The following is a 25,090-nucleotide window of genomic DNA, read 5'->3' as shown; positions in this document are numbered from 1 at the left end:
GTATGGAACATGACTACTCGGCGTCGTCGGCCGGGGCGGCGTTGAGCTGGCCGTAACGCTCCTCGCCGATCTTGGCCAGCAGGTCGAGCTGGGTCTCAAGGAAATCGATGTGGCCCTCCTCGTCGGCCAGCAACTCGTCGAACAACTGCTTTGAGACGTGATCGTGAAGTTCGGCGCAGAGTTCGCGGCTGTTGCGATAGGCTTCACGGGCCTCGTATTCGCCTGCGAGGTCGGCCTCCAGCACTTCCTTGATGCTCTGGCCGATGCGAAGCGGTGCCACGCGCTGCAGGTTGGGATGGCCTTCCAAAAAGATGATGCGCTCGATCAGGCGGTCGGCGTGGTGCATCTCCTCGATGGACTCCGCCCGCTCCTTGGCGGCGAGCCGCTTATAGCCCCAGTCGTCCAGCAGCCGGTAATGCACCCAGTACTGGTTGACTGCGCCGAGCTCGAGGAACAGGGCCTCGTTAAGCCGCTCGATGACTTGTGCTTCGCCTTTCACGACGTACTCCAGTTCGTTGCTTCTTGAGCTTTTCCAACCCGGACTGGAGGTTTACCAGCTCAGCGGGCTGATGGGCTTGCTGTGCGTGGTAATTTTCGGTGACGCGAACGATAATGTCCACCACATTCGGTACGCACCCGCCGCACTTGGCGCGGCGGTTCAGCTCGCTATAAACTTTTGCGGGCACAACAAGTTGCCACGGATCGGCACGCAACAGCTCGAGGACGATTTCCTCGATCTCCCGCGACGTGATCATGTTGCACTGACAGACGAGCATGGGCGGAGCACTGGTGGCTTGTTGCAGCGCATAAAGCGACTCCATTAGCTGAATGTCAATGTCCGAATTTGCCGCACAGGAGGATCGTTAACGTTCCGATCCGCTCCGTTCGCGTCGGGCTGCAATCACCGCCGCCGATGCGGCGGTGCGATGCGCCGAGGAGAAGAACTCCCGGTGGGCCAGCACCAGAACCGTCGCGAGAGACACCGCGATCGGCAGCCAGTCGGAGACAAACCAGGCCACGGTCGACACCGAGAAGTAGTAGGCCCGCACGCCACTGTTGAAGTTGCGGGCGCCGAGCGCGTTCATGTCGGTGATCGCATCGATCTCCGCGTCTGACGCGGGGACGGCGTGGTCGAGTGCGCCGAGCATGATGCAGAAGTGGTTGAACTGGCGCAGGGCCAAGGTGAAGGCGAAGAACGCCAGGACGAACATCGCCAGCATGACGACGAGATGCAGTTGCACCTCGAGGGTCGTATAGCTGCGGTTCAGGTCGATGGTGGCCAATGCCTCCATCAGCATCGGCATCTGACCGAACACGGCAAATACCGCCAGGATCAGCAGCACGGCCGTGGAGGCCAGAAAGCTCACCGAACCCATGATGTTGCCGGCGAGGATGGCGTCGAACGGGGTCTCCCGCCGCGTCGCATTCGCCACCCACCGGCGCCGCTGCATGTTCATGATCACCGATAGCGACGGACGCCGCCGTTCGATCAGCGGCACCAGCAGGTTGTAGGCGAAGTAGCAGATCAGCGGGAAGAAGGTGGCAAGGAGCGTGAGCATGGCGGTGTCCGGTGACGGCTCCGTCAGTCTTGCACTGCGCCGCAGCGGCGATGCAAGCCGCTCAGATTGGCCGTGGATATCGGCGGTGGATGGCTTCGATCTCCGTGAGAACCTCTTCGGGCAGTTCCAGCCGGTGGGCCGCGATGGCGTTCTCCAGTTGGGACGTGCTCGTCGCACCGATGATCACCGAGGTCATGAACGGCCGGGTCAGCGCCCAGGCGATGGCCATCTGTGCGGGGTCCAGGCCATGGCGCTGCGCCAGCGCGACATACGCCTTGGCGGCCGCCTCGGACTGGGGATTCAGCCGCCAGAAGCCCTTCTGGTAGTCATAGCGGCTGCCCTTGGGGATGGCGCCGTCGAAATACTTGCCGGTGAGTATCCCTGCGGCAAGCGGCGAATAGGCCAGCAGGCCGACCTTCTCGTGGTGGCTGAGCTCGGCCAGATCCAGGTCAAAATGCCGGCGCAGCAGGCTGTATTCGTTCTGCACGGAGACGAGGCGCGGCAGCCCACGGGCCTCGGCGATGCGCAGCCACTGTGCGATGCCCCAGGTGGTCTCGTTGGATACACCGACGTGGCGGAGTTTCCCCTCTTTGACCAGATCGCCCAGGGTGACCAGCATGTCCTCGATGTTGTCCAGAACATCCGCGGTATCCTGAGTGTGGGGCTCGTAGGTCCAGGAGCCTTCGAAATTGTAGCTGCCGCGACCAGCCCAGTGGATCTGGTAGAGATCGAGGTAATCGGTCTGCAGGCGCCGCAGGCTCGCTTCAAAGGCTTCGCGCAAGGTGCGCCCATCGGTGCGGGTGCCGTTGCGGATGAAATCCACCGGCCCACCGGCTACCTTCGAGGCCAGGATCCACTTGTCGCGCTTGCCGGTCCGCTTGAACCAGTTGCCGATAAAGGTCTCGGTCTTGAACGAGGTTTCGGGGCTGCGCGGGACCGCGTAGATTTCCGCCGTGTCCATGAAATTGATGCCGGCATCGAGCGCCATGTCGATCTGGGCGTGGCCTTCATCCTCGGTATTCTGGCTGCCCCAGGTCATGGTGCCGAGGCAGATTTCTGTGACGAGGAGCTCGGTACGGCCAAGCGGCTTCAGCTTCATGGTCTTCCTTCGGGATCAACGAATAGCGGGCGCACCCTAGCCAAAATCGCGCCCGTGTGAAGGCTTGGCCACGGCTTCGAAGGACGGGTCAAAAAACTGTCACGAGGGGGTTGAGGTCCCGGCGAGCACCCCCTATATACGCCCTGTCGCTGCGGCGACGTTGACGCGGGATGGAGCAGCCCGGTAGCTCGTCAGGCTCATAACCTGAAGGTCGCAGGTTCAAATCCTGCTCCCGCAACCAATGAAGGCCCAGTCACTCTCAGAGTGGCTGGGCCTTTCCCTTTTCAGAGCTCGAAGTCGAGCAGATCGGCATCGTTGGCCGGGGCTGCGGGCGCTGCACCAGCCGTGCCGAACAGGCGAGCATGGACATCGCGCTCTGCCGTCATGGTGTAGTGAGACGCAAGGCGCGCAGCATGGACCAGCACGTCCGGCGGCAGGGTGTCGGCGTCCGGCAGATGGCCATATTCGGCCAGAGCGAGGCTGGCGTCGGCCACCGCTTCGACCAAGGCGGTCTGGGCGCCGAGTTCATCGGCTGCGATTTCGAGCGCTGTAAGGACCTTGGGGCCGTCACTGTCGAGGGCCGACAACGCATCCGCCAGCAGGCCATCGAGGCGCGACAGCAGCTCCAGTGCGTGACTGGCGTCGCGCTCGAGGTGCTCGAGGTGGCCAGACCCGTCCGCACCTGCAGCAAACGCCTCAACGAGCTGGGTAGCGGTACTGAGGCGCTCCATCGCCGATTCCGCCGAAACCACTGTTCCGGTGGTGAGTTCGCGCAATTGCACGGCGATCACCGTTAGTGGCGCACCGCGTGGCCCGAGCTGAGCACAGCGGATGGCCGCGTTGAGGCTGACGAGGCGCATATTGGCCTCGATTTCTTGGACGGCCTCCACATGGGTCAGCAGCGTTCGTACCGTGCTTTCCACCGCCTTCGCCATGCTTTCGAGCTTCTGGCGCTCGCGCTCGAAGCTGCGCAGCACCTGCACGGCGGCCTGCAACTGCCGGTTCAGCGCGCTGAGCGCCGTTGAGCCGTCGCCACTGCCATAGAGGCCGCGGCTGTGCTGCATCATGGTGGTGGCTTCGCCAGCAAGCGCCGTGAGTGCTTCCGCCGCGGCGTTCACCTCTGACTCGAAGGTCTCTCCCGCATCACTCAGTTGCGCCTGCTGCAGCGCCGCGATCACGGCAATCGTGGGGTCCTCCGGCGCGCCCACGGGGCGTTCGGCGAGTTCAAGGAGCGCTGCCTCGACATGCTCAAGCCGCTGGCGGGTGGAATCGCCCACCTGCAGGGCCATCACTGCACCGCCGATTCTTGCGGCGATCTGGCGGGACACCTTGCCCGTCTCGGCGCTGCCCGCGAGGCTGCGCTGCCGCTGTTCGGCAACCGCAGTCAGGGCACCTTCGAGGCTCCCTGCGAGTTCCGACAGAGTGTTGGCATGCTCGCGGTCGAACTGCTCACGCTGCCTGCTGGCGTTCTGAACATCGTTCACCACGCGCTGGTAGGATTGGGAGAATTCCTGGATGGTCTGGCTGGCGCTTGCGGAGAGTTGCGCGATGTCAGTGGTGAAGACGGCAAAGTCCTCGTTCTCCCCGACGATACCGGCGGCCGTTACCCGGGCATTGATGGAGACGATGCCCATCATCTTGATGGTGCGTCGCAATTCCTCGATCGGCGCATTGGCCGCCTCGACTTCTTCCACGAGGCGCTGCAACTGCCCTTTTTCGTCGGCATAGCTCTGGCCGATGGTGCGGGCCGCATCTGCGACCGCGCGAAGACTATCCGTGGCCTCGGCCACCTCGCTGCCTTCAAGAGCCTGGGGCAAGGCGTCAAAGATTCGTGACAGTCGACTGATGGTCGCCGCCGCATCACTCAAGCGTGAGCCGACCGCGGTGAACCCGGATTCGATGTCGGCACGCGGAGCGGCTAGGCCTTCAGCAATGGTGCGAAGGCGTGCCGCCCGTGGGTCGTACTCCACCGCGGTATCGATGATCGCGCTCATGCGACACCCCCCAGCGCACGTTGCCGGCTAAAGGTCAGGATTTCTGCGGCGATGCGGCCGAGCGGCAGCACTTTTCCGGCAGCTCCGAGGGCGATAGCCTCTTTGGGCATGCCGAACACCACGGAGGTTTCCTCGTCCTGTGCCACGGTGGGGCTCCCCATCTGGCGCATCTCGAGAAGGCCACGGGCGCCGTCATCGCCCATGCCGGTCAGGAGGATGCCCAGCGCATTGCGGCCCGCCGCCTGGGCGGTGGAGCGGAACAGCACATCGACCGAAGGGCGGTGGCGAGAGACGTGCGGACCATCAAGGATGGATACGGTGTAGCGCGGGCCGGTTCGAACCAGCCGCATGTGGCGGTTGCCTAGAGCAATGAGGACACGGCCGGGCTGCACCAGATCGCCATCCTCCGCTTCCTTCACCGACATGGCGCAGGTGGAATTGAGCCGTTGGGCGAAGGCGCCGGTGAATTTTTCGGGCATGTGCTGGACGATCAGGATGGGGGGGCTGGTTGCCGGCAAGGCTTCCAGAACCTCGCGCAGCGCCTCGGTGCCTCCGGTAGAAGCGCCGATGGCGACGATCGGCTCGGTAGTTGGCAGCGAAGCGATCAGGCTGGCGCGGCGATGGTCCGAAAGCGGCGGGATCACGGCGTCGGCGGTCAGCTTGGCCTCGACATTCAGGGGCGGCGCCGCCTTCTTGACGCCACGCACCTTGGCGTGGGCAGCGGCCTTGGCCGCGTCGCAGATGCGCATCGCCGATTCCTGCAGGAACTGCGCTGTGTCCACGCGCGGCTTGGTGACGACGTCGACCGCACCGGCCTCGAGCGCCTGCATCAAGGTCTCCGATCCGCTCTCAGCGAGGCTCGAGCAGATCACCACCGGGATCGGGCGTTGCGACATGATCTTGCGCAGGAAAGTCAGGCCATCCATGCGCGGCAGTTCGATGTCGAGGAACATCACGTCCGGCACTTCCTGGCGGATGCGTTCGACGGCGACATAAGGGTCTGCGGCCGTCGCCATGACTTCCAACTGGGGATCGGCCGAGATGATCTGGCTGAGCGTGGTTCGAACGGAAGCGCTGTCGTCGACGATGAGGACGCGGATCTTGGCAGAGGCGGGGGCGCCCATGTCTTACACTCGCTGAAACACGGCAGGGGCGACCTGCCGCACGGGAACGCTGGTCCCGATCATGGACTCCGAATGCCCAAGCAAAAGGTAACCGCCGGGGCGCAAATGACCGACAAGCCGGGAAATCACCGCAGCCTGGTCCGATTTGTCAAAGTAGATCAGCACGTTACGCAACAGGATGATGTCGACGTCGCGATCATAGGGGTAGCTCTTGTCCATCAGGTTGAGGCGCTCGAAGCGCACCAGACGGCGGAGTTCGGGGGCGATCCGGACCTCGTTGCGCAGGCCGCGGCGGCGGGGCCAGAGCAGATAGCGCGACTGGTATTCGGCCGGGACCGGCATGATCTGGTCGGCGGGGTAGATGGCGCGGCGGCCGATTTCCAGAACGTCGGTGGAGACGTCGGTGCCGAGGATGGCGAAGCGGAAGCCGTTGTGATGTCTCGACAAATCGTCGAGAACCATGGCCGCGGTATAGGCCTCGGCACCGGTCGAGGCGGCGGCGCTCCAGACCTTGAGCAAGGGCGGTTGCGGGCCGGAACGGGCGGCGAGCAGGCTCGGCACCAGGGTGCTCCGCATCAGGTTGAAGTGCTCGGGCTCGCGGAAAAAGTCGGTCTTGTTGGTGGTGACGACGTTGATCAGATGCGGCAGTTCGGCTTGCATTCCGTTACCGCTGAAGAGGTAACGGCAGTAAAGATCGAAGTTTTGCAGCTCCAATGCACGCAAACGGCGGCGAAGCCGGCCTTCCACCATCAGCCGCTTGCCAGGAGGCAGGCGGATGCCCACCTCCCGGCCGATCAGGTCGGCAATGCGGTCGAAGTCGGCCGCGGAAAGGCGGTCTTCCTCTGCGGCGCGGCCGGCAAGGATTGCGGTTGCGGCTGGCATCAGGCTGCTCGCGCCTGAGCGGTGTCGCTCAAGAGCAGATCGAGATCGAGCACGGTGACGAAGCGCCCGTTCCGGCGCCCGATTCCGGCAATGCAGTGGCCGCTCCAGCCGGCGCTGACCGCCGGCGGTGGATCGAGCGCTTCGCTGTCGAGGATGGTGACCTCGAACACGCGGTCGGCACGCAGGCCCACGGTGACCGGCCCTGACGGGCCGTTCACCGCAAGGACCACGATGCGGGTGTTCTCGGTGTCCGTTGCAGGTGCCATGCCGAGGATCAGCCGGAGATCGACCACCGGCACGCCGTCGCCACGGACGTCGATCACCCCGAGAAGGTGATCGGGTGCCTGGGGCAACCGTGCGATCGGCCGCATATCCAGGATTTCCTGGACCTTGGTGACCGGTGCCGCGAAGATTTCCTCCGCGACTCCGATGGTGACGTATTGGGCCTGGTCAGCCATGGCGGCCTCGCTCACGCCGCGCCGCGGCGGGTGAACTCGGCGTCGAACTCGTCCTCGCCATCGCCGAGGTCGATATCGAAACCGCCGCTATTGGCCGGCCTGGACTTGGGCGCCATGTGCGGCGCTACCGCCATGATCTGCTGCTTGATGTTGCGGCGGCCGGGCAGGGTGACCGACGGCATGGCGGCCGAGGCCGACGCATTGCCGGAGAGGCGGAAGTAGCCGATCGCGGCCTGCAACTGCTCGGCCTGGCTCGCCAGCTCCTCGGCGGTCGAGGACATTTCCTCGGCGGCGGAGGTGTTCTGCTGGGTAACCTTGTCTAGCTGCTGGATGGCGGTGTTGATCTGGGCGGCACCGGCATTCTGCTCGCGGCTGCCGGCCGAGATTTCCTCGACCAGTTCGGCGGTGCGCTGGATGTCCGGTACGAGGCGCGACAGCATCTCGCCAGCGGACTGGGCGGCCTTCACCGTGGTACCCGACAGGGTCGAGATTTCGGCTGCGGCAGCCTGGCTGCGTTCGGCAAGCTTGCGCACTTCCGAGGCGACGACGGCAAAGCCGCGGCCATGTTCGCCGGCACGGGCGGCTTCCACCGCGGCGTTGAGGGCGAGCAGGTCGGTCTGACGCGCAATCTCCTGCACGACCATGATCTTTTCGGCGATGGTCTGCATGGCGTTGACCGCGTTGGTCACCGCTTCGCCCGAGGCGATCGCATCGGCAGCGGACTGGCGGGCGATCTTCTCGGTCTGGGAAGCATTGTCGGCCGACTGCTTGATGGTCGCGGCCATCTCTTCCATCGAGGCAGATGCTTCTTCGGTGGACGAAGCCTGTTCGGTGGCGCCCTGGCTCAGCTGCTCGGCGGTCGCCGACATTTCCTGGCTGCCGGCGGTAACGTTGCGGGTGGCGTTGGTCACCTCGGAGACGACCTCGCGCAGCTTGGCAGTCATGCCGTTCAGTGCCTTGATCAGGTCGCCAACCTCGTCGTCACCCTTCACGGTCGCGGTGGCATCGAGATCGCCTTCGGCAACGTCATTGGCGAGACGCACAGCGCTGGAGAGGGCACGGGAGATCGAGAGCACGATCCAGGTAGCCGCGATGGCGGCGATGAGGACAGAACCGATCAGCAGTGCGAACAGGAAGATGCGGGTCTGATCATAAAGCGCGGTGGCCTCAGCCACTTCAGTTTCGAGCAGCGAGTTGTTCCGCGCAATCAGGGTATCCGCGAGTGCTTCAATCTCGAGGCGTAGCGGTTGAGCCTCGGTGTCATTGATCACATTCGCATTGTAGGCGGAGCGCTGCAGCGACACGTCGTTGCCGGCCTTGGCGGCCTCGATCATGGCGGTGAGTTCGGTGCGGATCTGCGCCACCTTTGCGGCTTCTGCCGGGCCGACCAGGCGGGCAAGACGCTCGCCCTGCGCCTGGAGATTGTCGAGGCCAGTCAGGAAGTCGCTTTGCCAGGTGTTCTGGCGGTCGGGGTTGGATGATGCGAGGAGAACGTTGCGGTGCTGGCGGAAAGTATCGCTGACCGTCAGGAAAAGCTCAGACAGGGTTTGGAAGGCGAGAAACGACTGGGAATCGCCAGCAGAAACCTTGTTGCCGAGTGTCGTGCGGAGGTCGAGCAGAGTGGCTTCGAGCGCATTGTAGGTGCTGCTGCCATCGGTGGACGAAATCGCAAACGCTTCCGTATCGGAGTTCTTGAGGACTTCTTCCTCTACCCGGCTGACAACGGATTCATAGCGGGTGAGCGTATCCACCAGCTTCTGCATGTCGGCGTTGGATTCATCGATGCTGAATGTACCGAGCATGCCCTGTGCCGTGCTCAGCACGCCGCCGAGTGTATCATGGACGGCGAGTTGCAGTTCCTCCATTTCCGTACGATCGGTGCTGATGATCATGGCGCGCAGTTCGCTGGTCATCGAATTGATGTCGCCCTGCATGTCCTCGAGGGCCAGTGAACGCTGCACCGGGCCCGAAATGATGCGGTCCATCTCTGCATTGATCGTGCCAAGCCCCTGGAGCGCCAGGAACATGCTGGCTCCGGACAGGGCGACCACGGTGACAAACGTCGCCGCCAGCTTGGTCTTGATAGTCAGTCTCACAGTGCAGGCCTTTCTTCTGATGCTGCAGCGGGCGCGCTTCTGCCGCCCGCATTCTCGAAAATCCGTCCCATGTCGGGGATGATGATGAAGCCACCGTCGCGCTTGCCGATGCCGCGCACGAAATCCGGGCGCCAGCGCATGCCGACGCGGGGCGCCTCCTCGATGGAGGCGGCTTCGATAGTGGTGACGTCGTGGACCTTGTCGGCGAGGATGCCGACGATGGTGGGTTCACCCTCCATGTCGACTTCCATGACCACGATACGGGTGTCCTCGTCCGGCTCGGGCCGGTCCATGTCGAACATGACCCGCATGTCGGCGAGCGGGACCACCCGGCCGCGGACATTGATCAGGCCGCTGACGAAGTCAGGCGCGTTGGGAACGTGCGTGATCGGCACGACATCGAGGATTTCACGGACGCTTTCCGCTTCGACGGCGAATTGTTCGTCGCCAAGGCGAATGGTGAGAGCGGTCATGCTCATGCGGCTCTCCCGGTGATGCCGTTGCGGTCGACATAGCTTTGGCCGGCGGCCACGAGATGCGCGGTGTCGAGGATCAGGGCGACGCTGCCGTCGCCGAGGATGGTGGCGCCGGAGAAGGATTTGATCGCCGAATGGAGCTTGGAGAGCTGCTTGATGACCGTCTGGTTGTTGCCGATGATCTGGTCCACCACGAGGCCCACGCGGCCTTCTCCGGAGGAGACGATCACCACCTTCTGGTGGCGTTCCGGTTCACCCGGGGTGCCGAACACCTCGCGGAGACGCAGGAACGGAACGAGGCTACCGCGGATGTCGAGGAAGTTGCGGCCACGCGCTTCGGCTTCGATGCCGTCCGGCAGTTCGACACACTCTTCAACGGCCGCCAGCGGAATGGTGTAGCGGCCGGAGCCGACACGCACGAGCATGCCGTCGATGATGGCGAGCGTCAGCGGCAGGCGGAGGGTGGCGGTGGTGCCCTGTCCGGGATTGGTGCTGAGCTCGATGTTGCCACGCAGGCCATCGATCGTGCGCTTGACCACGTCCATGCCGACGCCGCGGCCCGAAAGGGAGGTGATCTCCTTTGCCGTCGAGAAGCCCGGCGCAAAGATCAACTGGTAGAGCTCGGCGTCGGTGAGTTTGGCATCGGGCGCGATGATGCCGTTCTCTTCGGCCTTGGCCCGGATGCGGGCGGCATCGAGGCCGGCTCCGTCGTCGGAGACGGAAATGGCGACTTCTGCGCCCGAGTAGATGGCGGAGAGCCGCACCGTCCCGGTGGCCGGCTTGCCGGCGCTCTGGCGGCGCTCGGCGCTTTCGAGACCGTGGTCGACGGCGTTGCGGATGAGGTGGACCAGCGGATCGGCAAGACGCTCGATCATGGTCTTGTCGAGTTCGGTGTCTTCGCCGGAGGTGACGAATTCGATCGGTTTGCCGAGTTCGTGCGACAGGTCGTGGACCAGCCGGCGGAAGCGGCTGAACAGCGAACCGATCGGCACCATGCGGATGCCCATGGTGGTGTCCCGCAGACCCGAGGCCAGGCGCTCGAGTTCTTCGGCGATGGTCTTGAGGTTGGGGTCGGCGCTGCTGGTGGCCATCTGGCTGAGCCGCGCCTGGGCGATAACCAGCTCACCGACACGGTCCATGAGTTCGTCGAGACGCTCGGCCGGTACACGCAGCGACGAACGCTCGGCGCTTGGCTCGGCCCGCTCCGGCCGGGGGACGCGCGGTTCTTTCGCTGCCGGTGCCGGATCGGGGCCGATTTCGGCGGCAGGGGCGAGCGCTTCCGGTTCGGGCTCGGGCTGCGGATTTGGGGCGACGGCGGGAGTTTCGGCGAGCCGCTCGAGCGAGAGCTCCATGCTGTCGCGCAGGAACAGGAAGACGTCGTCGATCGCCTCGGTTGGATCGTCTGCCTCGATATCAACCTGCCAACCCATATAGGGCGTTTCGGGATCGATAACCTCGAGTGCGGGGATTCGATCGAGGATCGGAGTGACCGTGGCAGGTCCGATCGCCCGCAACTCCTCCAGCAGCAGCAGGGGATTGGTGCCGTAGATCAGCGCGTCGGAGGGCAGGAAGAAGCGCAGACGCCAGATAGCCGCCCCAGCGGCTGCGGGAGTCCGCACCTCCGTCACAGACGGTGCGGAGGGCGCCTCGACTGGCGTCGCTTCAGCGGAGCTGCCGCAAACGGCGACACGCAACCGCTCGAGAATGGCATCGCCACCGGCTACAACCGCGTCAGGGGATACAATGAGCTGGTGAATGTGATCCTTGGCGTCGAGCGCCACCGCGATCAGGTCCGGCGTGACCGAGCTCTGGCCCTTGCGAACCTGGTCGAACGCCGTTTCAAACTCATGGACAAAGGCGGCAACAGCGGTGAAGCCGAACATCGCGCCGGAGCCCTTGATGGTATGGAGGGCGCGGAAGGTCGAGTTGACGAGATCGCCATTGCCGGGCACCTGCTCAAGGTCGAGCAGACCACTTTCCAGTTGCTCCAGCAGTTCCCGAGCTTCCTGGCGGAAGGTCTCGGTGGGGTCGGAGAGGTTCATGCCCCGGTCACCTTCTTGACGATGGCCAGGAGCTGATCCTGCTTGAACGGCTTGACGATCCAGCCGGTGGCGCCGGCTTCCTTTGCCTGGCGCTTGAGTTCGTCGTCCGACTCGGTGGTCAGCAGGATGATCGGCACGCCCTTGCTGGAGGGATGCTGGCGATATTTGCGGATGAACTCGATGCCGTTCAGCACCGGCATGTTGAGATCGGTGATCACTGCATGGACGGTCTGGCCGGTGGCCTTGGTGTATCCGTCTTCGCCGTTCACGGCCTCGATCACGTCCATGCCGGCAGCAGAGAGGGTGATCGCAACCATCTGCCGGATGGAAGCGGAGTCATCGATGGTGAGGATGGTCTTGGTCATGCCGTCTCTTCCACGGGGATTGTGCTGGTCCAGAAATCTGTGCCCGACAGGCCTGCGGCCTGGATGAAGTCGCGTAGCGGAGCGCCTATCGGGGCGGCCATGGCCAGCCCGCCGCCACTTGCCTCCGCGGACGCACGCGCTGCCAGCAAGAGCTGCACGGTGGTGAGGTCGGCGGCAGTGATATCGGCCGTCGCGACCGCGATGCGCTTTCTTCCGGGAAGCGCTTCGCGCAACTGTGCGGCGATGGCCTGAGCGGATTTGATGCTGCAGTCGCCCGTCAATGCGAGCAGGTGGTGGCGGTCGTCGGTCATGAGCATGACCGGAGGAAGTCGTGACAGGGAAGCATTACTGGGGGCCGTGGGAAGAAAAAGAAGGGGCCGATGAACGGCCAGGGCGGGGGCTGGACTCGCTGACGTAACGTTGTCGAAACTGCGCGCCGTATTCCCATCCGGCACAATCCGACGTTACGGCCTAGTACTTAATCGTGAGTTACGCCCGGCGAGATTCTGCTGCCCAGCAGATAGAATAATTCAGCGAATATCGAGCGAGGTTCTTCTGCCGGACAATACATATAGCAGTCGCTATAGAGAATCCTGATGCTGGGGGAGCGAGTCGATTCAGCTCTCCCCCGAATCGACTCGGAGTCGATTCTGGTGGAACGGCCGCCGCTATACTGAGGATTCACTGGGAAACGGGACAGACGTTGTTCTGCTTGGTGACATACAGGGACACCGGGCCGACTATTCAGCCGGCAGCGGCGGCCGCCATTTCTGGTTCCATGAGGCGGCTGATCTCCGGCCACTTGGCACGAAAAGCTACAACGCAGTTCGGGTCGAAATGGCTCCCGCTCAAGGAAACAATTTCTGCGAAAGCCTTCTCGATCGGCCAGGCGCGCTTGTAGGGGCGCTCCGAGCAGAGGGCATCAAACACGTCGGCCAAGGCGACAATGCGTGCTTCGACGGGAATGTCGGTGCCGGAGAGGCGGTCGGGATAGCCGGTGCCGTCCCAGCGCTCGTGGTGGCTCTGGGCGATCAGCTCGGCGGTGCGGATCAGCTCCGAAGTGCCGCTTTCGAGGATGCGGGCGCCGATGGTGACATGCTCGCGCATGATCTCCATCTCTTCGGGCGTGAGTTTGCCGGGCTTGGACAGGATGGCGTCGGCGATGCCGATCTTGCCGATGTCGTGCAGGGGCGCGGCCAGGTAGATCATGCGGCAGCGCTGTGGGGAGAGGCCGATGCCCTCGGCGATCAACTGGCTGATCTGGGCGACGCGCGAGACATGCCCGCCGGTGTCGCCGTCGCGGTATTCGATGGCGCGGGCGAGGCGCCAGATCACCTCTTCCTCGCGGGCAAGGAGGTGGGCGGTGGCGCGTTCCACTTCGCGGGCCAGCCAGTTGGCGCGGTCGGCCAGTTCCACCTGCGCCCGGCGCAGCGCCAGGAGGTTGGCGACGCGGGCCTGCAGTTCGGTGGGGTCGAAGGGCTTGTTGAGGAAATCGGAGGCGCCAGCGCGGATGGCCTCGATGCGGATCTCCTTGGCGGCGTCGGAGGTGACCATGATGATGGGCACGAGGCTGTATTCGGGCCGGCCGCGCAGCGCCGCAGTGAAGGCGATGCCGTCCATCTCCGGCATGACATGATCGACGACGACGAGGTCGTATTGCTGGTCCGCACAGCGCTCCAGGCCGTCACGCGGGCTGAGGCAGAGGTCGATCTCGGCAGCGGCCAAGTCGGTCAGGATGGACCCGATCAGGGCAAGGCTCGACCTGCTGTCGTCGACTACGAGCAGCCGCATACGGCGGAATTCCTTCGAATCAGCGTGGATCCGAGTAGATCAGCGCGGCTTTGCGCCCGTCAATCAACCTCGGATAGCTCACCGCGGTAGGGGATGGACGGCTGTGCGCCGGCGCGCGTGCAGGCAAGGCTCGCCGCGGCGGCGGCGCGGCGGGCGGCGCGCTCGATGGTGTCGCCGGCAGAAAGGCCCGCAGCGAAATAGCCGCAGAAGGTGTCGCCGGCGCCGACGGTGTCCACCACCTCGACGGGCATGGAGGGGATGCTGAGGATCGTGCCGTCCACGGCGATGCGGACGCCGGCGGCGCCGAGCGTGACGACCACGATCTGCCCGCAGGTGGCGGCGCGCTCCAGCATGGCGGCCTCCAGGCGGTCGCCGAATTCGCCGACCAGCAGCGCGAACTCGGTTTCGTTGGCGATCAGGATATCGGCGGCTGCGGCGATCCCGGTCGTCTCCGGCACGAAGGGGGCGATGTTGAGCAGGGTGCGCACGCCCTGGGCCTTGGCGAGTGCCAGCGCCCGGCGGTTGGTGGCCATCGGGATTTCCTGCTGCAGGACGAGGACGTCCCCGGGGCCGCGGCCAGCCAGAGCGGCCTCCGCTGCCGCCTCGTCGACGGTGGCGTTGGCGCCCGGCAGCACGGCGATGACGTTTTCGCCGGCTTCGTCGACGAGGATCATGGCGATGCCGGTATGGGCGTCGGTGCGGCGGACGCCAGTCAGGTCGACACCGTCCTGCTGCAGGAGTTCGAGCGCTGCGGGACCGAACGCGTCTTCACCCACTGCGGAAAAGAACTGCACCTCGGCTCCGGCACGGCGGGCGGCAAGCGCCTGGTTGGCTCCCTTGCCGCCGGGAGCGGTCGAGAAGGTGTGGCCGGATACGGTTTCGCCCGGGCGCGGCAGGCGAGTCACTGTGCCGATCTGGTCGAGATTGGTGGAGCCGAGGACGATGAGCATGCGATTACCCGTGGCAGTGGGCCGGCGCCCGTTGGTCTTGACGGAGTGCGGGGTTCATGATTGCTGCGCGATTGACCGGCGCGATCGGTTATCCCTCACCCGCGCTTCTTCTGACATCGGCAGTGCGCCGCCGCAATGGGCCGCAGCTGCCCCACGAGGCTTTGCATGAAAGTCATCTTCGACACCGATCCGGGCATCGACGACGCCATGGCGCTGCTCTACCTGAGCAAGCTGCCGAAAGTCGAACTGCTCGGTATCACCACAGTCGTCGGCAATGCCGACATCAATGGCACCACGCGCAATGCGCTGTTCCTCAAGGAGCGGTTCGGCATTTCGGCACCCGTGATCCGTGGGGCCGGCGAGACGCTGGACGGGGTGGCGAAGCCTGCGGCCGACGCGGTGCACGGCGCAAATGGGCTGGGCGACGTGCTGCTGCCGATGATCGACGAGACCACATTGCGTCCGGGAACAGCGAGCGACTTCATCATCGAGACGCTGCGCGCGCATCCGGGCGAGGTGACCATCGTCGCGGTGGGCCGCATGACCAATCTGGCGCTGGCCCTGCGCAAGGATCCAGGCGTTGCCAAGCTCGCGAACGGCGTCGTGATCATGGGCGGCGCGTTCGGCTACAAGGGCCGGCTCGGCAATGTCACGCCGGCGGCCGAGGCCAATATCCATGGCGACCCCGTGGCGGCCGACGAGGTGTTCGGCGCGGCCTGGCCGGTGGTCGCGGTGGGGCTGGACGTGACCCACGAGATCGTCCTCAGCAACGATTACCTCGCCGAACTTGGTCGTGACGGGGGCGAGAACGGTCAGCTGATCGCCGACATGTCGGCCTATTATGCGCGCTTCTACGGCGAGTTCCTGGGGATCGACGGCGTAGTTGGCCATGACCTGCTGGCGGTGACCTATCTGGTGCATCCGGAGTGGTTCACCACGCGTCTGGGGCCGGTCCGGGTGCTGACCGACGGTATCGCCGTTGGGCAGACCATCCAGGCGGTCAGCGATCGTCACCCGGCCTGGGCCGGTCGGCCGGCGCAGCTCGTCTGCACGGACATCGATGCCGAGGCGGTGCTGGAGCACTATCGGACGATCGTGACGGGGTGACGCTCTGCCTGCCGTTGGGTAGTGTCGCCCCTCTGGCGGCATTCGGTGGAGCACATGGCCGAGTACATCTATCGTGAAGCCAAGGGAGCGGGCGCCGGCTCGCCCCTGTTCTTCGTCTTCCATGGCACCGGCGGGGACGAGAACCAGTTTTTCGAGCTTGCCGGCCAGTTGCTGCCGGGCAGCCGCGTGATCGCGCCGCGTGGCGACGTCAGCGAAGGTGGGGCACTTCGGTACTTCCGCCGCACCGGCGAGGGTGTCTATGACATGGCCGACCTGGCGCGGCGAACGGACGCCATGGCGGCGTTCGTCGCCGCGCGGAAGGCTGAGGGTGGCAGCCCGGTAGTTGGGCTCGGCTATTCCAACGGCGCCAACATTCTTGCTGCCGTGCAGTTTGCCGCGCCAGACCTGTTCGATGCCACGGTGCTGATGCACCCGCTGATCCCGTTTTCCCCACCAGCGGCCGGCTTCTCGGGAAAGCAGGTGCTGATCACCGCGGGCCGTCGCGACCCCATGGCATCTGCGCAAGGCACCGAAGCTCTCGCCGCATATTTCAGCGCCAATGGCGGAGAGGTCGAGACGCTCTGGCACGAGGGAGGACACGAGCTCAGGCCCGAAGAGCTCCGGGGTGCGCAAGCGTTTCTGGGCCGCATCGCCGGCTGACGGTCGCCACGACGTACGAGTTGGTTTCGAGGAGAGGATTCATGAATCTGATGCGTGCCGTTCCTGTGCTGCTGTTTGCCGGTGCTCTTTGGCCATCGGTGGGCTCGTCGAGTGTACAGGCGGCCAGTTTCGACTGCGGTGCGGCCGCCACGCCGTTCGAGCGCGCAATCTGCGACAGCGAGGAGCTCTCCCGCGCCGACGAGGTGCTGGCCAAGGCGTTCAATACGGCCTTAGGCGGGCTAACCCGGGCGGCCGAAACAGCCTTGCGCAAGGACCAGCGGGCGTGGCTCGACTTTGCGCAACGCGCCTGCACCGAAGATGCCGAGCTACTCGAAAGTGGCAGCTATGACGAGCGGGGCGTGTCGTGCCTGATGGACCTGTTCAACTCGCGCGTGCGGACGCTGGAGTTGAGCCGGATGATCGATGGGCACCGCTTCGTGTTCGAGAGCGCCCATGCAGCGCTGCCGGATCCGATGGAGGCAGATGATCCGGATTCGTACTGGAAGGTCGCGACCCACAAGGCGGCGGTGGTGCTGCTCGATGGCGACGATCCGCTGGCCGACGCTTTCAATGCCTTCACCCGAGCGGCGGCGGAGCCGCATTCAGAGGTCTATGCCGGCGGGGAGCTCGAGGAATCCAGCGACACCTCGATGACGCTGGCGGTGAAGTCGACAGCAGGGACCAACCGTATCTCGATGACGCTCGAGACCTACTGGTTCGGCCACGGGGCGGCGCACGGCAACTATGCCAACGCGTTCGTCCATTACTTCGTGCCCGAGGAGCGGGCCGTGGAAGCCAGCGACATCTTTGCCGGCGAGGACTGGGAGGCGGTGCTGGTGGATGCCGCCTGGACGGCGCTCCAGGAGCAGCATGGCGAGTGGCTGCAGGTCGATTCAAAGGAGGACATCGCCGAGATCGTGGTCGATCCGGCGCGCTGGGACCTCGATGATGGCTATTCCCTGCTGATCACCTTCCAGCCTTATGAGGTTTCTGCCTATGCCTATGGCGCGCCGGAAGTCCGGGTGCCGTGGCAGGACCTCGAAGCGATCGCCGCCGAGAACCAGCAGACGATCCGCTACGGCTGGTGACCGTCAGGCTCGGAGGTCGGCCCATTCCGGGTGGCGGCGGAACTGGGCGACGACATAGGAGCAGAGGGGGGTAATCTTGAACCCCTGTTCGCGCGCGTCCTCGATCGCCTTGTTGACGAGGCGGGCGGCAATGCCGCGGCCTTCATATTCCCGGGGCACGCCGGTATGGTCGATGGTGATCGTGCCGTCGGCCGACTTGCGATAGGTCATCTCGGCCTCGTAGCCGGGGGCCAGATGAATGACGTAGCGGCCGCGGGTGGCGCCGTCTTCGCGCTGGACGGTCAGTTCGGTGTCGGGCATGGCGTGATCCTTTCCCTCGCAATATCGGCACTGCGGTGCGGCGCGGCAAGATGGGCGCCCCGTGGTGCAAACGGGCTTGCACGCAGCCCGTTGCCGCCCTAACCGTTCTCGCGACCGAAATCGCGAGGACCGACCATGCCGCAAGACAGCAACGCCATCCGCTCCATCCTGTCGTTGGCTCCCGTGGTGCCGGTGATCATCCTCGATGACGTCAGCAAGGCGCGGCCGCTGGCCGAGGCGCTGGTGGCGGGCGGGCTGCCGGTACTGGAAGTCACGCTTCGGACGCCGAATGCGCTCAAGGTCATCGAGGAGATGGCCAAGGTCGAAGGCGCCATCGTCGGCTCGGGCACCGTCCGCAATCCGCAGCACATGCAGCAATCGGTGGCGGCCGGCTGTCGCTTCATGGTGTCACCGGGACTGACGCCACGCATTCTCGATGCTGCCGACGATATCGGCATTCCGCTGCTGCCGGGCATCGGGACGCCGGGCGAGGCGATGACGGCAGCCGACCGCGGCTACAGCTATCTGAAATTCTTCCCGGCCGAGGCGCTGGGTGGGGCACCGGTGCTGAAGGCGTTCGCCTCTCCGCTCGCCGACATCACCTTCTGCCCGACCGGCGGCATCGATGCGGCCAAGGCCAGGACTTATCTCAGCCTGCCCAACGTGATCTGCGTCGGCGGTTCGTGGATCATGCCGGGCGATGCGATCGAGAGCGGTGACTGGTCGCGCATCGAGACGCTGGCGCGGGAAGCCGCGGCGCTCAAGAGCTGACCGGTGACGCGGCGCGCTGCCCTTGCGGTTGCCGCGCTCATGGCGGTGGCTTTCCCGGGGGCGGCGCGGGCTGAAACCGTGCTGGTGGCGGTGGCCGCCAATTTCGCCGACGTGGCGGAAGAACTGGCGCCGCTGTTCACCGAGGCGACGGGGCACGCGGTGCGCCATAGCTTCGCCGCGACCGGGCAGCTCTACACCCAGATCACCCAGGGGGCGCCCTTCGAGGTGTATCTGGCTGCCGATGACGAGCGGCCGGCATGGGCGGTGGCCGGGGACCTCGCCGTCGAGGGGACTGTGTTCACCTATGCGATCGGGCAGTTGGCGCTCTACAGCACCAGCATCGATCTCGCCGATGCGACAGCCGTGTTGCGGGCAGGCGAGGTGGACCATCTCGCCATTGCCGATCCGGAGACCGCCCCCTATGGCCGGGCGGCGATGGAGACGCTGGAGGCGCTTGGACTGACCGAGCTCTATGCCGGCAAGATCGTGATCGGGGAGAGCATCACGCAGGCGCTGCAGTTCGTCGCGAGCGGCAGTGCCGAACTGGGCCTGGTGGCAGCGAGCCAGGTGCAGGGCAAGGCGGGGGCGTGGCTGATCCCGTCCGAGTTGCACCAGCCGATCCGGCAGGACGCGGCGCTGCTTGCCGCGGGGGCGAACAATCCCGCGGCACGCGCTTATCTGGCGTTTCTGCGCAGCGATGCGGCGGTGGCGGTGATCACGGCCGCCGGTTATGCGGTGGAGTAGGGGATGGAGTTCGCCGCGATCTGGCCTGCGGTCCGGTTGACGCTCGAACTGGCGAGCATCACCACGGTGCTGCTGCTCCTGATCGGCACGCCGCTCGGCTGGTGGCTGGCGCGCGGGCGGAGCCGCTGGCGCGAGCCGGTGGGGGCGCTGGTCGCGGTCCCGCTGGTGCTGCCGCCGACGGTGCTCGGCTTTTACCTGTTGATCGCGCTGGGGCCGGCGGGGCCGGGTGGCTGGATTGCGGGGTTGTGGGGCGGGCGGACGCTGGCCTTTTCCTTCACCGGACTGGTGATCGGCTCGCTGTTCTATTCGCTGCCCTTCATGGTGCAACCGCTGCGCAATGCCTTCGAGGCGATCGGAAGCGAGCCGCTGGAGGCGGCAGCGACGCTGGGCGCCTCGCCTTGGCAGCGGTTCGTGCGGGTCGCGCTGCCGCTGGCGCGGCCGGGTTATGTCACCGGGGCGGTGATGACCTTTGCCCATACGGTGGGGGAGTTCGGGGTGGTGCTGATGATCGGCGGCAACATCCCCGGTGAGACCAAGGTGGTGGCGATTGCGCTCTATGATTTCGTCGAACGGCTGCAATGGAGCGAGGCGCATGTGCTGGCGGCTGGAATGGTGGTGTTCGCGCTGGTGGTGATCGGGGTGACGCAATGGGTGGCGCGGCGCACGGATGTCCCCTTGCCGTAGGCGGGGGAGATGCGCGCCAGTGGCGTTGGTTGGAAGAGGGACCTCTGGAAGAGCCCCCACCTAACCTCCCCCGCATGCGGGGGAGGGACTGGGCCTGTGGTTGGTTAAGTAGCGAGGCAAGCTCGATGCAGCCCCTCCCCCGCATGCGGGGGAGGTTGGGTGGGGGTGCTGGCAGCCCCTACCCCGCTCCAACCGCCTTGCGCATCTTTGCCGTGATGGACTGCGTCGTCGTGAAATACCCTTTCCAGGGGTCGGGCTGTTTGGCGCGGGCGGCGGCCTGGGGGAGGGAGAACTGGTTGGCGGCGCGCAGGCCGTCCAATTCGCTCCAGGCAATGGGAACCGCGACCGGGGCGCCCTCGCGGGAGCGGGTGGACCAGGGGGCGATAGCGGTGGAGCCGCGCTCGTTGCGCAGATAGTCGATGAACATGCGGCCCTTGCGCTTGTCCTTGCGGATGTTGGCGGTGAAGCGGTCGGGCTCGCGTTCGGCGAGGAGATTGGCAACGCCCTTGCAGAAGGCCTTGACCTCGGGCCAGGCGAGGGTGGGGCGGACCGGGGCGATGACGTGGATGCCCTTGCCGCCGCTGACCAGGGGGTAGGTTTCGAGGCCGAGTTCGGCGAGGAGGTCGCGGATGTCGGCGGCGGCGCGCTTCACCTCGGCGAAGTCGAGGCCGACATCGGGGTCGATGTCGAAGATCAGCCGCTCGGCCTTTTCGACGTCCTTGATGCGGGCGCCCCAGAGGTGCCACTCGAGCACGTTCATCTGTGTGCCGGCGATCAGGCCGGAAAGGTCCTCTATATAGAAGTATTCTTCGGTGTGGCCGTGCTTCTCGACGATGGGGACGTGCTTCATCTGCTCGGGGAAGGCGCCGGTGTCGTGCTTCTGGAAGAAGCAGTATTTGGCGCGGCCCTGGGGACAGCGGACGAGGCTCAGCGGCCGCTGCTCGATATAGGGGAGCATGCGGTCGGCGACGGCGGCGTAGTAGGCGACGAGATCCGCCTTGGTGACACCCTGGCCGGGATAGACCACCCGATCGGCGCTGGTGAGCTTGACCCCGGCGGCTTCCGCGGCGTGGAGGCCGGCCTGCGGGCTGAGTGGGGTGGCGGGGAGCGGCGCGTCGTCGGCTGCGTCGGCGGGCTTTTCGATGGTGATCTCGGCGGCGGGCTTGTCTTCGCGGAGGCCGAGGAAGGAGGGATGGCGGAGGACGCCGTCCGGGGTGAACTCGGTGAAGGCGATCTCGGCTATCAGCTCGGGCGCTACCCAGCGGGCGTTGCGGGCAATCGGACGCGGGACCTTGTCGAAGGGGTTGGTCTTGCGGGCGCGGCGGTCGAGTTCCTGCTGCAGGGCGCGGGAATCGTCCTGGGTGAAGCCGGTGCCGACGCGGCCTCGATAGACGAGCTTGCCGTCTTCGAGGGTGCCGATCAGCAGCGAGCCGAAGGTCTTCTTCTTGCTCGAGGGCGACCAGCCGGCGATGATGAACTCCTGGCGCCTGGAGCATTTCACCTTGAGCCAGGAGCGGGTGCGCTCGCCCCGGTACGGCTCGTCGGCGCGCTTGGCGATGATGCCCTCGTGGCCGGCGCGGCAGACGGTGTCGAACACCTTCTGGCCGTTGCCGGTGACATGGGTGGAGAACTGCACCAGCGAATTGGCCTCGGTCTTGCCGAGGAGTTTTTCGAGCCGCTGCTTGCGTTCGGTAAGCGGCAGGCGGGTGAGGTCTTCGCCGTCCTGCTCGAGTAGGTCGAAGGCGAAGAAGGTGAGGGGACCGCCATTGGAAAGGTGGGCCTTGAGCGTCGAGAAATCGGTGCGGCCGTTGTCGTCGAAGGCGCAGAGTTCGCCGTCGATCAGGGCGCTGCCGGGAGTGAGGGTCTCGAAGGCTGGCGCAATGGCGGCGAACTTGTCGGTCCAGTCCTGTCCGGTGCGGGTGTAGAGGCGGACGGCGCCGCCCGAGACGGCGGCGAGGCACCGATAGCCGTCATACTTCATCTCGAACACCCAGCCGGAGCCGTCCGGGACTTCGGACACGAGCGTGGCGAGCTGGGGCGGGCGATAATCGGGTAGGGCTTCCGGCTTCGCCTTCGGTTTGGCTGCGGCCTTCCTGCTTGCCGGCTTGTTGGTGGCCTTGGGCTCGGCATCGGAGTGCCAGACGTCCTCGGCGGGGGTGGTGGAGCCCTTTTTCGGCTTCAGGCCCCTGGCGATGCCGTCGAGGTCCCGGCCGGTGGAGACGGATTTGGTGAAGCGCTCGGTGATGAGCGGGCCATCCTCGCGGGCATATTTGTCGCGGTGCTTGATCAGGAGCCAGTTTTCGCGCGGCGGACCGGATTTGCGCTTGGTGCCGCGGCCCTTCATGTGGACGAGAACGTATTCGCCCTTCAGCCGCTTGCCGTGGAGGCGCATCTTGAGGTCGCCCTTTTCGAGCCCCTCATGCGGGTCGCCGACCGGCTCCCAGGTGCCCTCGTCCCAGAGCATGACGGTGCCGCCGCCATATTCGCCCGCGGGGATAGTGCCCTCGAAGTTGCCATAGTCGAGCGGGTGATCCTCGACATGAACGGCGAGGCGCTTGTCGGCCGGATTGTCGGATGGACCTTTGGTGACCGCCCAGCTCTTGAGCACGCCGTCGAGCTCGATGCGGAAATCGTAGTGGAGGCGGGTGGCGTCGTGCTTCTGGACGCAGAAGCGGAGTTGCTGCGTGGCAGCGCCCTTGCCGCGGGACTTGTCGCCCGAGGGCTCCTGCGTCTTGGTGAAGTCGCGCTTGGCGCGGTATTCCTTGAGCAATTCGGTAGCGGCGGCGGGCATGGCTCAGCTCGCTTTCTTGCGCGGGGCAGCCGCGGCTTTCGGCTTCTTGGCCGGGGTGGATTTGCTGGCGGTGGACTTGCTGCTGCTGCGCGACTTGCTGGCAGCAGGCTTGGCCGCATTGGTCTTGGTGGCGCGGGATTTCGCGGCGGGCTTTTCTGCCGCTGCGGCCTTGCCCTTGCCGCCGCCTTCGAGGCTCGATTTCAGCGCCGCCATCAGGTCGATGACGTTGGATTTCTGCGGCTTGGCGGGCGTGCTGTCGTCCTCGTCGGCGGTGACGCGCTTGCCCTTGTTCTTGAGCTTCTTGCCGATCAGCTCGCGCAGGGCCGCAACGTAGTGGTCCTTGTAGGCCGAGGCGTCGAACTCGTCGGTCTTCTTGTCGATCAGGGCGGTGGCGACCTCCAGGAGGTCGGGATCGGCCTTTTCGGCCGGGATCTCGGCGAAGTACGGGTCGGCTTCGCGCAGCTCCTCCTCGTAGCGGAGGGTCTCGAGCAGGAGGCCCTTGCCGGAGGGTTTGACCGCCACGAGGTATTCCTGCCCGCGCAGCGCCAACTGGCCGAGCCCGACCTTGCCGGTCTGCTTGAGCGCGTCGCGGATGACGCGGAAGGCGTCTTCGGCGAGGTCGTCGGCCGGGACCATGTAATAGGGCTTTTCGAAATAGAGCGGGTTGATCTCGCAGGCGCCGACGAACTGGGTGAGTTCGAGGGTCTTGCGGGTCTCGAGCTTGACGGCGTCGATCTCCTCCTCGGTGAGGAGCACATAGTCGCCCTTTTCGTATTCGAAGCCCTTCATGATCTCGTCCTTGTCGACGGGACCGATGCCTTCGGCGACCTTCTGGTAGTGGATCGGCTTGCCTGAGGGCTCGTGGATCTGGCGAAAGCGGGGACGAGACGTGGTCTTGGTGGCCGAGTAGAGCTCGACATCGATCGACACCAGCGACAGACGCATCTGGCCTTTCCAGACGGGGCGGGACGCCATGGGGATTCCTCGTGAAAGCCCGGGATTGCTGTGGGTGAGAACGAGGGGCGCTTCGGCTTCGTTCCGCACACTGGCGCGTTGCGCGTTCCGCCGACGGTCCCTACATTCGCCGGGGAGTGGGACGAGGGAGACAATCGATGGAATTGCTGGACGGCTTCGCGCTCGATGGGCTGAGCATCACGCTGATCGGGCTCGGCATCCTGGCGCTCCTGGTGCTGTTCGCCGGGGCCAAGACGGTGCCGCAGGGCTATCACTACACGGTGGAGCGGTTCGGGCGGTACACGCGGACGCTGAAGCCTGGGCTCAACCTGATCGTGCCCTTCATCGATGGCATCGGCAAGCGGCTCAACGTGATGGAGCAGGTGCTCGACGTGCCGCACCAGGAGGTGATCACCCGCGACAACGCCACGGTGACGGCGAACGGGGTGACCTTCTTCCAGATCCTCGATGCCGCGGCGGCGGCCTATGAGGTGTCCAACCTCGAGAACGCCATCCTCAACCTAACCATGACCAATATCCGCTCGGTGATGGGCTCGATGGACCTCGACGAGCTGCTGAGCCATCGCGACGAGATCAACGAGCGGGTGCTGCGGGTGGTGGACACAGCTGTGTCGCCGTGGGGCGTCAAGATCACCCGCATCGAGATCAAGGACATCGATCCGCCCAAGGACCTGGTGGAATCGATGGGCCGGCAGATGAAGGCCGAGCGCGAGAAGCGCGCCACCATCCTCGAGGCGGAGGGACGGCGGCAGGCGGCCATCCTCAAGGCGGAGGGCGAGAAGCAGGCGCAGGTGCTGGAAGCCGAGGGCCGTCGCGAGGCCGCGTTCCGTGATGCCGAGGCGCGCGAACGTGCGGCGGAAGCGGAGGCAAAGGCAACGCAACTGGTGTCGGAAGCGATCGCGGCCGGCGACGTGCAGGCGATCAACTACTTCGTTGCCAACAACTACATCGAGGCGCTGGGCAAGCTTGCCGCGGCGCCGAACCAGAAGGTGCTGATGCTGCCCGTGGAGGCTTCGAGCGTGATCGGCTCAATTGGTGGTATCGCCGAGATCGCGCGCGAGACCTTCGGCGGTGCGGCGCCGGTGCGCTCCACGGCGCGGCCGCCGTCCGCGGGCCAAGTGACGGAGAGCTAGG

25 protein-coding genes and 1 tRNA gene are annotated in these 25,090 nt (G+C 65.4%); 8 read left to right on the top strand and 18 right to left on the bottom strand.

The window, feature by feature from the left end; translation table 11 throughout:
- Positions 1-13 precede the first annotated feature (13 nt).
- From bfr to ACFSX5_RS06655, 4 genes are all read right to left on the bottom strand, one after another.
- The gene (gene bfr, locus ACFSX5_RS06670) at positions 14-499 is read right to left on the bottom strand and encodes a bacterioferritin (protein WP_386832504.1); all 486 of its coding nucleotides are present in this window, start codon (positions 497-499) and stop codon (positions 14-16) included.
- Positions 465-776: a (2Fe-2S)-binding protein gene (locus ACFSX5_RS06665; RefSeq protein WP_386835591.1), complete on the bottom strand. Its 312-nt coding sequence runs from the start codon at positions 774-776 to the stop codon at positions 465-467. The genes bfr and ACFSX5_RS06665 overlap by 35 nt, the downstream gene beginning before the upstream one ends.
- A gap of 87 nt (positions 777-863) precedes the next feature.
- A complete protein-coding gene (locus ACFSX5_RS06660) occupies positions 864-1,559 on the bottom strand; it encodes a DUF599 domain-containing protein (protein ID WP_386832503.1) in 696 nt (231 codons plus the stop codon).
- 61 nt (positions 1,560-1,620) lie between these two features.
- Positions 1,621-2,658, bottom strand: coding sequence for an aldo/keto reductase (locus ACFSX5_RS06655; protein ID WP_386832502.1), 1,038 nt, complete (start codon positions 2,656-2,658; stop codon positions 1,621-1,623).
- Positions 2,659-2,822: 164 nt separating this feature from the next.
- Between ACFSX5_RS06655 and ACFSX5_RS06650 the strand changes: the two genes are divergently transcribed.
- Positions 2,823-2,899: transfer RNA gene (locus ACFSX5_RS06650), tRNA-Met, on the top strand.
- 43 nt (positions 2,900-2,942) lie between these two features.
- Here ACFSX5_RS06650 and ACFSX5_RS06645 read toward each other — a convergent pair.
- The 11 genes from ACFSX5_RS06645 to ACFSX5_RS06595 form a co-directional block, all read right to left on the bottom strand.
- The gene (locus tag ACFSX5_RS06645) at positions 2,943-4,652 is read right to left on the bottom strand and encodes a hypothetical protein (RefSeq protein WP_386832501.1); all 1,710 of its coding nucleotides are present in this window, start codon (positions 4,650-4,652) and stop codon (positions 2,943-2,945) included.
- Positions 4,649-5,776, bottom strand: a complete 1,128-nt coding sequence (locus tag ACFSX5_RS06640; protein ID WP_386832500.1) for a protein-glutamate methylesterase/protein-glutamine glutaminase — start codon at positions 5,774-5,776, stop codon at positions 4,649-4,651. The genes ACFSX5_RS06645 and ACFSX5_RS06640 overlap by 4 nt, the downstream gene beginning before the upstream one ends.
- 3 nt (positions 5,777-5,779) lie before the next feature.
- A complete protein-coding gene (locus ACFSX5_RS06635; protein WP_386832499.1) occupies positions 5,780-6,658 on the bottom strand; it encodes a CheR family methyltransferase in 879 nt (292 codons plus the stop codon).
- The gene (locus ACFSX5_RS06630) at positions 6,658-7,116 is read right to left on the bottom strand and encodes a chemotaxis protein CheW (RefSeq protein ID WP_386832498.1); all 459 of its coding nucleotides are present in this window, start codon (positions 7,114-7,116) and stop codon (positions 6,658-6,660) included. Before ACFSX5_RS06630 ends, ACFSX5_RS06635 begins: the two co-directional genes overlap by 1 nt.
- An 11-nt stretch (positions 7,117-7,127) precedes the next feature.
- A complete protein-coding gene (locus ACFSX5_RS06625) occupies positions 7,128-9,212 on the bottom strand; it encodes a HAMP domain-containing methyl-accepting chemotaxis protein (RefSeq protein WP_386832497.1) in 2,085 nt (694 codons plus the stop codon).
- Positions 9,209-9,691 (bottom strand): chemotaxis protein CheW, encoded by a 483-nt coding sequence (locus ACFSX5_RS06620; RefSeq protein ID WP_386832496.1) that lies wholly within the window; start codon positions 9,689-9,691, stop codon positions 9,209-9,211. Before ACFSX5_RS06620 ends, ACFSX5_RS06625 begins: the two co-directional genes overlap by 4 nt.
- Positions 9,688-11,730 carry a chemotaxis protein CheA gene (locus ACFSX5_RS06615; protein WP_386832495.1) on the bottom strand — a complete coding sequence of 681 codons (2,043 nt, stop codon included), beginning with the start codon at positions 11,728-11,730 and terminating at the stop codon, positions 9,688-9,690. The genes ACFSX5_RS06620 and ACFSX5_RS06615 overlap by 4 nt, the downstream gene beginning before the upstream one ends.
- Entirely contained in the window at positions 11,727-12,095 is a 369-nt protein-coding gene (locus ACFSX5_RS06610; protein ID WP_386832494.1) for a response regulator, read from the bottom strand. The genes ACFSX5_RS06615 and ACFSX5_RS06610 overlap by 4 nt, the downstream gene beginning before the upstream one ends.
- Positions 12,092-12,406 carry an STAS domain-containing protein gene (locus tag ACFSX5_RS06605; RefSeq protein ID WP_386832493.1) on the bottom strand — a complete coding sequence of 105 codons (315 nt, stop codon included), beginning with the start codon at positions 12,404-12,406 and terminating at the stop codon, positions 12,092-12,094. The genes ACFSX5_RS06610 and ACFSX5_RS06605 overlap by 4 nt, the downstream gene beginning before the upstream one ends.
- A gap of 433 nt (positions 12,407-12,839) precedes the next feature.
- Positions 12,840-13,886 (bottom strand): HD domain-containing phosphohydrolase, encoded by a 1,047-nt coding sequence (locus tag ACFSX5_RS06600; protein WP_386832492.1) that lies wholly within the window; start codon positions 13,884-13,886, stop codon positions 12,840-12,842.
- A 59-nt stretch (positions 13,887-13,945) separates the two neighbouring features.
- Positions 13,946-14,836: a ribokinase gene (locus ACFSX5_RS06595; RefSeq protein ID WP_386832491.1), complete on the bottom strand. Its 891-nt coding sequence runs from the start codon at positions 14,834-14,836 to the stop codon at positions 13,946-13,948.
- A 165-nt stretch (positions 14,837-15,001) separates the two neighbouring features.
- Here ACFSX5_RS06595 and ACFSX5_RS06590 point away from each other — a divergent pair, with 165 nt between their 5' ends.
- The 3 genes from ACFSX5_RS06590 to ACFSX5_RS06580 are packed head-to-tail and all read left to right on the top strand — an operon-like array spanning position 15,002 to position 17,691.
- Entirely contained in the window at positions 15,002-15,943 is a 942-nt protein-coding gene (locus ACFSX5_RS06590) for a nucleoside hydrolase (protein ID WP_386832490.1), read from the top strand.
- A 54-nt stretch (positions 15,944-15,997) separates the two neighbouring features.
- Positions 15,998-16,603 (top strand): alpha/beta hydrolase, encoded by a 606-nt coding sequence (locus tag ACFSX5_RS06585; protein WP_386832489.1) that lies wholly within the window; start codon positions 15,998-16,000, stop codon positions 16,601-16,603.
- Between the two features lie 41 nt (positions 16,604-16,644).
- Positions 16,645-17,691: a DUF3298 domain-containing protein gene (locus ACFSX5_RS06580; protein WP_386832488.1), complete on the top strand. Its 1,047-nt coding sequence runs from the start codon at positions 16,645-16,647 to the stop codon at positions 17,689-17,691.
- Positions 17,692-17,694: 3 nt separating this feature from the next.
- Here the strand turns inward: ACFSX5_RS06580 and ACFSX5_RS06575 are convergent, their stop codons facing one another.
- Positions 17,695-17,991 carry a GNAT family N-acetyltransferase gene (locus ACFSX5_RS06575; RefSeq protein WP_386832487.1) on the bottom strand — a complete coding sequence of 99 codons (297 nt, stop codon included), beginning with the start codon at positions 17,989-17,991 and terminating at the stop codon, positions 17,695-17,697.
- A gap of 135 nt (positions 17,992-18,126) precedes the next feature.
- Here ACFSX5_RS06575 and eda point away from each other — a divergent pair, with 135 nt between their 5' ends.
- From eda to modB, 3 genes are read left to right on the top strand one after another with little or no spacing between them, the layout of a single operon-like run.
- The gene (gene eda / locus ACFSX5_RS06570) at positions 18,127-18,762 is read left to right on the top strand and encodes a bifunctional 4-hydroxy-2-oxoglutarate aldolase/2-dehydro-3-deoxy-phosphogluconate aldolase (protein ID WP_386832486.1); all 636 of its coding nucleotides are present in this window, start codon (positions 18,127-18,129) and stop codon (positions 18,760-18,762) included.
- Positions 18,763-18,765: 3 nt separating this feature from the next.
- On the top strand, positions 18,766-19,506 hold the full coding sequence (gene modA, locus ACFSX5_RS06565) for a molybdate ABC transporter substrate-binding protein (protein WP_386832485.1): 741 nt from the start codon (positions 18,766-18,768) through the stop codon (positions 19,504-19,506).
- A 3-nt stretch (positions 19,507-19,509) separates the two neighbouring features.
- On the top strand, positions 19,510-20,190 hold the full coding sequence (modB, locus tag ACFSX5_RS06560) for a molybdate ABC transporter permease subunit (protein ID WP_386832484.1): 681 nt from the start codon (positions 19,510-19,512) through the stop codon (positions 20,188-20,190).
- A 178-nt stretch (positions 20,191-20,368) separates the two neighbouring features.
- On the opposite strand, the gene ligD is transcribed toward modB, so the two are convergent.
- Positions 20,369-22,981, bottom strand: coding sequence for a DNA ligase D (gene ligD, locus ACFSX5_RS06555; protein ID WP_386832483.1), 2,613 nt, complete (start codon positions 22,979-22,981; stop codon positions 20,369-20,371).
- A gap of 3 nt (positions 22,982-22,984) precedes the next feature.
- Positions 22,985-23,956 (bottom strand): non-homologous end joining protein Ku, encoded by a 972-nt coding sequence (gene ku / locus ACFSX5_RS06550; RefSeq protein WP_386832482.1) that lies wholly within the window; start codon positions 23,954-23,956, stop codon positions 22,985-22,987.
- 137 nt (positions 23,957-24,093) lie between these two features.
- On the opposite strand from ku, the gene ACFSX5_RS06545 reads away from it, so the two are divergent.
- Complete coding sequence (locus tag ACFSX5_RS06545) at positions 24,094-25,089, top strand: SPFH domain-containing protein (RefSeq protein ID WP_386832481.1); 996 nt, start codon at positions 24,094-24,096, stop codon at positions 25,087-25,089.
- Position 25,090 lies beyond the last annotated feature (1 nt).

The organism is Devosia albogilva, from assembly GCF_042685625.1.
Lineage (GTDB): Bacteria > Pseudomonadota > Alphaproteobacteria > Rhizobiales > Devosiaceae > Devosia > Devosia albogilva.
This window is presented reverse-complemented; position numbering and strand designations above follow the sequence as displayed.